The organism is Haloferax sp. s1 (assembly GCF_058382125.1).
In genome coordinates this window covers 1-4,208 of sequence record NZ_JBZRPK010000404.1, presented here as the reverse complement: position 1 = coordinate 4,208, position 4,208 = coordinate 1, and the positions used below count along the sequence as shown (strand labels likewise).

General features: G+C 63.2%; 1 protein-coding gene. It reads right to left on the bottom strand.

Annotated features, from left to right (window positions below; genetic code table 11):
- Nucleotides 1–4,208 (bottom strand): PGF-pre-PGF domain-containing protein (locus tag QT222_RS05315; protein ID WP_491476540.1); only part of this gene is annotated, 4,208 nt, incomplete at both ends.

The following is a 4,208-nucleotide window of genomic DNA, read 5'->3' as shown; positions in this document are numbered from 1 at the left end:
GAACCCGGGCGTTTCAGCCTCGAGAACGACCGTGTCGCTGGATTCGTTGACCACGCGCGTGTCGAGTGCTTCCCACTCGCCGGTGTCGCCGTTGAACCGTTGGACCTGAAGGTCCGACGCGCTCAGGTCGAGGTCGTCCAGTCTGCTCTGTCTGACCGAGAACGTGAGCGTCGACGGTTCGTCGCGTGCCGAAGCGGGAACCTGAATCTTGACGTAGCCGACCGCGGTTTCCGCAGGCTCACCGACGATTCCGGGGACGCTGGTCCGTTCTTCCACGGAGACCTGACCAGTCGTCTCGTTGCTGAAGGTGATGTTCGCAGCGGAGACCGACTCGCCACCCTTCAGCGGCGCGTCGAACTGCGTCTCGTGGAAGAGACGGCCGCTCTCGTAGGCGTCGTCCGCGTCGTCACCACCGCCGCCGCCACCGCCACCGCCGGTGGTTGGGGTTTTGACGGTAATCGTTCCGAGCGTGACGCCATCGACCGTGAGGGTGTAGTTCCCGTCAGAGTCAATCGACGTGGAGTACGTCAACGTACCCGAGCCGCCAGCGTCAAGCGTGACGCTCTCGGTTGCGAGTGCGGTTCCGTTCGCCTTCAGGGCCTTGCTGAAGGTTCCACGAGCGGTACCGACGTTGTCGACATCGACCGAGACGGTGAACGTCTCGTCCGGTTTGACCGTCTGCTCCGAGATGGAACTCGAACCGGCGTCGACGCTGAAGGACGGCGCGCGTTGGGAGACGGTAACCGTTCCAACTTCAGCGCCGTTGAAGGTGTAGACGTAGTCACCGGTCGACGGCGGCGTGTCGGTGAAGGTGAACGTCTTCTTCGCACCCGAGGCAATCGTCGTGCTCGGGATCTGGTAGACAGTGGAACCGTTTCGGGTCACGTCACCCGAGATGGTTCCGCCCGACCCACCGAGGTTGCCGAGGGAGACTGTGACGGTCGTCTCCTCGTTCTCAAGGAGCGTCGTCGGACTGACCGACGACTCACTGAGCACCTGGATATCAGCGTTCGGCGAGGTGACCGTCAGCGCGTTGGTCGTGGTCGTTCCGTTGACCATGACGCTGTAGGTACCTGCGTCGTCCGGCGTGATGACGAAGTTCACGGACTTCGATTCGGAGGCGTTGACCTCGACGGACTTCGTGACGCCGAAGTCGGTCGTGCCGGCCTGACTCTCGCCGGTAACGCCGAGAGCCATCGTACCGTCCTCGTCGCCGAAGTTCTCGACGGTGGCGCTCACTTCAACTGGGTCGTTAATCTGTACGTCGGTCGTGTTGAGACCAGCGTTCGTGACCTGGATGTCCGAACCCTGGCTGACCGAGAACGTCGTCTCGTTCGCCGTCAGGTCACCATTGTTGTTGGTGACGTGGACACCAAGTTGGTGCTCACCGGAGCCGATGTCGCTCGAACTGAGTTCGAGCGAGGCACCGGGGTTCGGATGGACGGTCGCGTTCTCAGTGACATCCTCACCGTCGAGCAGTAGCGTCACCGCGGAGGCGTCGATACCGCTCTCGGGGTCGGTGTAGTTCACTTCGATAGCAAGGGTGCCAGCGCTGTCGAAGGTCTGGTCCTTCGAGCTCACTCGCGTGATTTCCGGCGCGGTCTCGTCGGGGGCAACCGTGAAGTTGACCGTCGACTGGTTGACGTTGCCGTCCGCGTCGGCCGCGGAGACAACGACCGTGTGGCTCGTGCCGGGTTCGAGACCCGTCTTATTGAACCAGATGTTCGAGAGGTCGTCGAGGTTCGCCGCGCTCGTGACCTCCGTGCCGTCGAAGGTGACCGCAACTGAGCTGAGGTTCACACCGCTCTCAGCGTCCGACACGGTCGCCGTGACGTTTGCGTACGTCGTCGTGTTCGAGAGTTCGTCGCCCTCTGCGGGGTTCGTAATCTCGACTACGGGGTCAGTGTCGTCAGCCGTGACACTGAAGTTCGTCGTTTGTTCGATGCTGTTACCGGCCTTGTCGGGCACGCGGACCGTCAGGTTGTGCGTCTCGGTGTCGCTTACCGTGACGTTGGTGTCGAATCCGCTTGCCGTGACATCGGCCGCGCTGGTGATGTCTTCACCGTCGTAGAGGACGGTGATGTTCCGCGTGTCGATGCCGGTGTCGTTCACCGCATCGCTTGCTTCCTCGTAGGTCGCGTTGAGGCGGAACTCGGACGTTCCGAACGGGAACGTCTCCCCTTCGGTCGGGTTGAACGAAGTGAACGACGGCGCTTCGCGGTCGTCTTCGATGGTGAAGTTGACCTGCTCGGTCGCCGTGTTCGCCGTGAGGTTCGTGTCCGACGCTTCGATGGTCACCGTGTAGTCACCGGGTGCCAGCGCGTGCGTCGTGTAGTTCACCGACTCGTTGGTGATAGCCGCCGAGCCAGTGACGTCCATGCTGTCGGTGCCGTTGTCGAGCGTGACTGTGACCGACGATTCGTTGACTTCGACGTCGTCCGAGAGCGTGGCGTTCACGTCGACCGTGTTCTCGGTCTCGTTGAACGTTGCGCCTTCGGCCGGAGTGTCGAAGGTAATCGTCGGCGCGGTCGTATCGTTCACCATTGCACCGTAGGTGGACAGTCCACCGCGGGTCCCCACGTAGTAGTCACCGTTGAGACCGAACGGGTCGGTCTGGCGCTCAGTCGGGAGGACCTTCGTCCCACCGTTCTCGATGTAGGTGATGTAGAAGCCCTGTCCCGTCGTGTCGAGGTCTTCGCTGAAGCCGTAGGAGACTTCCTCGATTTGGTCGTCGGACAGTCCGGAGTTCGCTTCGAGGTACCGCGTTGCTGCGGTGCCCTGTGAGAGCGCGTTCGGCGGAACGTTCGTATCGGACAGCGTGATGACCGTCTGGCCGTCCGGCAGGTTCGCCGAGTCGCTGGCGTTGATGTGGATGAACGTGTCGCCGCTCGCACTCACGAGGAGGACGGTCTTGTCGTCCGAGAAGTTGTGACCCTCAACCTTCGAGGTGCTGGTGTCGCTCGCCGAGTTGCCGGCGAGGTCGGTTCCGGAAACGTCCAGCGTGTACTCGCCGGACGCGTTCGTGTCGAGTTCGTCGGTCCACGTCGTCGAGCCGACCTTCGTGAGTGTCAGGGCTTCCGTGTTCGAATTGGGGTACGTAACCTCTGCGTCCGGCGTCGTGGCGAGCGATTCCGTGCTCGTCACGTTGACGGTGAGGTTCCCCGTCGCCTCGTTGAAGTCGAGCGTTGCCGCAATTCCGGGCTTCGTCGTGTCGACCACGACGGGGTTGTTCCGGGTGACGACGCGCTCGTTGTTCGCTTCGTCGGTGACCGTCGCTTTCACGCTGTAGGTGCCGTCCGAGAGTGCGGACGTCACGTCGAGCGTGTGGTCCGCACCGGACGTCTGGCCCGACGTTCGCGTGAACGTCTTCTTCACGCCGGTTTCAGACTCCAGCGTGTAGACGATGGTGACGTTCTCATCAGTGCTGTACGTGACGTTGACCGAGTCGTTCGTGTAGACCGTGCTGTCGGTGCCGTCGATGGACGCGAGGTCGTACGTCGGCAAGTTGTTGTCGACAGAGACGGTCGCGTTGCCGACCTGGCTGTTGTCACCAGCGTCGGTGCTCACGAGCGTGAGGTTGTAGTTGCCGTTGGAGAGTTTGTTACCGCTGTCGTCAGTGGCGTCCCACTCGACGACGAACGAGTCGTCGCTCGCCTGTGCGAGCGTCGTCACGTCGCGCGTGTAGACCGCATCGCCGTTGGAGTCTTCGACGACGAACTGTGCGGTTTCGAGGTTCGCATCCCCGGCGTCGAGCGTGACGTTAACCGTGTTGTTGGCGCTCACGTGCTCCGAGATATCCGTCGAGAGGTCAGCCGTCGGCTTCGTCTCGTCGTACTCGAAGGTGAACAGACGCGAGGTCGCGTGACCAGCGTCGTCCTCGACCGTGAGCTTCGCGGTCGTCTCGCCTTCGGTCAGCGAGACGCCGAGTTCGGAGAAGTCGATTTCGAGCGCGGACTCGGTGTTGGTCGTCGCACCCGAGAGGTCGACGGTCTGCCCGTCGATGACGAGCGTCGTCGCGCTGGCGTTGATGCCCGTCTCCGAGCTACCGTGGCGGTTGTCGGCGAACGTCGCGTTGGTGGGGCTCGACGGCCCCGCGGCCGCCGTCCGGGGGGCGCCCTTCGTACGCCGCGGGGGGACGGAGGCCCAACCGCAGGGCCGCGTGGGCTCCTTTCCCTCCCCGTCCCGCGCCGGGGCCGGGCGCCGCCCCT